2 protein-coding genes are annotated in these 3437 nt (G+C 68.1%); one reads left to right on the top strand and one right to left on the bottom strand.

Going from position 1 to position 3437, the window contains the following annotated elements:
* Positions 1–192 precede the first annotated feature (192 nt).
* A complete protein-coding gene (locus tag I5E_RS05335; protein WP_022906081.1) occupies positions 193–672 on the top strand; it encodes a peroxiredoxin in 480 nt (159 codons plus the stop codon).
* An 859-nt stretch (positions 673–1531) separates the two neighbouring features.
* Here I5E_RS05335 and I5E_RS05330 read toward each other — a convergent pair.
* Positions 1532–3250: an ABC transporter family substrate-binding protein gene (locus tag I5E_RS05330; RefSeq protein ID WP_083857871.1), complete on the bottom strand. Its 1719-nt coding sequence runs from the start codon at positions 3248–3250 to the stop codon at positions 1532–1534.
* Positions 3251–3437 lie beyond the last annotated feature (187 nt).

Genomic DNA, 3437 nt, shown 5'->3' with positions numbered 1-3437 from the left:
TGGGGCCGGGTCCTCCCCTTGGTCATCACGCACTGCCTGCTGGACGCGGCCGTCTTCGTCGGCTACCGTGGGTCGCGCACGCGTCCCCGCAGCTGTTCCGCTGACGCCACCGCGCGGGTCCCCGCCCGTTCCCACAGTGAACCCACAGCGCGCCGCGGCACCGGACTGAGGTCGCGCCCCTACCGTGCCGCNATGAGCATCCCCGAGGTCGGCGATCCCGCACCCGGATTCACCCTTCCCGGCATGATCGTGCGGGACGGCACCCGCACCGACGACGAGTACGCGCTGTCCGCCGAGATCGGCCGGACCCTCGTGCTCGCCTTCTACCCCGGCGATGCCACCCCCGTCTGCACGGCGCAGCTCTGCAGCTACCAGGAGGAGCTCGACGACTTCGGTGACCTCGGCGCCGTTGTGTCGGGCGTCAGCCCGCAGGCGCTCGATTCGCACGAGGCGTTCGCCCGCGGGTCCTCGCTCACCTTCCCCCTGCTGAGCGACACCGCCGGCGACGTCGTCCGCGCGTACGGCGTGCAGGCGCCGGGCATCGGTCTCCGACGGTCGGTGTTCGTGATCGGACCCGACGGCGTGGTCCGCTGGCGGCACGTCGGGCTGGTCGGGCTCCGGTTCCCGAAGGCCGGGGCGATCCGGGAACAGATCGAGCTCCTCGTGGCCTGAGACGGCTGACACGGCGTGTCGGTCCCCAGAAGATGCGACACCCTGGGGTATTGACACCCGAACGGGGGCCGAGGACCATTGACGCCACGAGAGGTCCACACAGGGCCTGCCTCCCCGGGGAATCGGGTCGTCCGGAGATACGCGCAGGTGTGTCACACCCGCTCCCCGGACGTCTCCGGGGAGGCATCTCGTCACCTCGTCTCGTACGCTCGTCCGGGTGACCACGATCCTCGCCCCCGGCATGCGCCTGCTCGCCGTCGTCCTGTGGGTCGCGGCCGTCGCGCTCGTCCCCCTCGCACTCCTGACCGGTGGCGCCGTCTGGCTCGCCCCCGTCCCGAGCATCTGCATCGCGTTCATCGCGTGGGCCGTCCTCTGGCGGCCGCGCTTCGAGCTCACCGACGACCACCTGCGGATCGTCGACGTCCGGCGCACCAGCACGTACTCGTGGCGGCGCATCACCGAGGTCCGCACGAAGTACGGCCTCGAGGTGGTCACGAGCGAGGGCGTCCGACGCACCTGGCTCGCGACCCGCAGGTCGGCTCGGCTCGCCGCGGTGGTCGACGGTCGTCCAGGAGGCGCGACCCGCCTCGACGTCGACGCTGCGGCCGAGCGGATCCGCGGCTTCGTCCCGGCGCCGCCCGAGGCGGACGGCCCGCCTCCGGCGACCGTGACGGCTGCGCCGATCACGCACCGCGTGCACGGGTGGACGATCCTCGCGATCGTGGTCCTCGCCTTCGTCGCGACCCTGGGGGCGCGCAGCTCTGAGCGCCGCGATCCGTCGTCCGCTCGCGCAACGAAGAACGACATCCCCGACGTCGTGCGACGTCGGGGATGTCGTTTCCGGGTGGAGTGCGGCGGACTACTTCTTGTAGCCCACGTCCTGCCACTTCACGGAGGACTGCTGGAACTGCGCGGGACCGTAGTTCACCAGGTCCTTGCGCACGCCCCAGGCGTAGGGCTCCGGGAACAGCGGGATGGTGCCGGCGACCTTGACGATCTTCTTGTCGATCGCGTCCGCGTCCTCGATGCGCTTGTCGGCGTCGAGCTCCGCGTTGGCCTTGTCCCAGGCGGCGCCGAGCGAGTCATCCGTCACGCCGGTGTAGTTCTGACCGGCGTCGGCCGGGTAGTAGATCGACTTCAGCGACGACACCGGGAACGGCGTGCCCTGCCAGGCGAAGTACGTGGCGTCGAAGTCACGGCCGTCGGTGGTGACGTACTTCGTGAAGAAATCGTCGGTCGGGACGGTGTCGATGGTCACCTTGAAGCCGGCGAGCTTGGTCTGCTGCTGCACGAGCTGCGCGACGTTCGCCGAGTTCTGGTTGTCCGACGGGATGACGAAGCGGACGTCGAGCGTCTTGCCGCCCTTGGTCGCGTAGCCGTCCGAGCCGATCGTGTAGCCGGCGTCCTCGAGCTTCTTCTTCGCCTTGTCCGTGCTGTAGCCGTAGACCGACGAGACGTTGTCCTGGTAGCCCTTCTGGCCGGGCAGGTACACGAGGTTGTTGAGCACCTGGACCGGGCTCTTCACCGGCGAGAGGATCGCCTGCGCGACGACCTGGCGGTTGATCGCCTGGGCGAAGGCCTGACGGACCTCCTGGTCCTTGAACACGTCGGACGTGCCGTTCAGGGTGATCTGACGCTGGGTCGTGCCGAGCGAACGCTCGATCTTCGAGTCCGAGCGGCTGTTCGCGGTCTTGAAGTTGTCCGCGGAACCGTTCAGGTTGAACGCGTCGAACTCCTTGTTCGCGTACGCCTGGGCGACACCGTCGCGGGACACGGTCTTGAAGACGATCGTGTCGAGCTTCGGCGCGTCACCCCACCACTTGGAGTTCTTCTCGAAGGTCACGACGCCGCCGTTGGCGTCGAAGGACTTGAGGATGTACGGGCCGGCGGAGACGTACGTCTTGCCGTCGGCGGCGTAGGGACCCTTCGCCCACGAGTTGTTGAAGTGGTCGGGGGTGTCGACGGCCCAGTAGGGGTAGATCGCGCTGAAGACGCTCGGCCAGTCGGCGTTGGTCTTCGAGAACGTGACGATGACGTCGCGCTCGTCCGACCCCTGCTTGACGGAGTCGACGTCCTCCCAGACGTTGGTGGCGAGCGGGGCGAAGGCCTTGTTCGTGCCGTTCAGCGCCTTCCAGTTCGCCTCGACGTCCTTCTCGGTGATCGGGGTGCCGTCGGACCAGACCGCCTTGGGGTTGATCTTGATCTCGACGGTCTGGGGCGAGTCCTTCGTCAGCTCGATCGAGTCGACGTAGTCCTTGTTCGCCTCCCACTCACCGTTGGCCTTGAACTGGATGAACCCCGGCAGGTAGGTGCCCGCGATCGTGTTGTCGTCGACCGTCCCGGAGTCGAGGTTCGACAGCTGCCAGTTCGCCGGAGCCGAGTCGATCGGCAGGGTGAGCGAGCCGCCGTCCTTGATCGTGTCGCGGTCGGCGACCGTCCAGCCCGTCGACTTCAGCGACGACGTGGCGACGGCCGAGCTGCTCTGTCCGGCGGACCCGCCGCCGGAGCAGCCCGCGAGCACGAGTGCCGCGGCGGCTGCTGTGGCGAGCACGGCCGTCGTCTTGATCCTCATTCGCATGGCGAGGATTCCCTTTCGTTGTGGTTCGCGCCGGAGCGCCGGGACGCGACAGCCCCCGCCGCCACGCCTGTTGGTTGAGAACCCTAGTCACATCCGAAGGTCGCACAAGGCCTGCTGTACCGAATCGAAACATGGTCGTAACGAATGTTGCATAGCGTCAACAGGATCACCCACCCGGCTCGAAGCG

Source organism: Curtobacterium sp. B18, from assembly GCF_000333375.1.
In the GTDB taxonomy this organism is placed as follows: Bacteria; Actinomycetota; Actinomycetes; order Actinomycetales; family Microbacteriaceae; genus Curtobacterium.
This window is presented reverse-complemented; position numbering and strand designations above follow the sequence as displayed.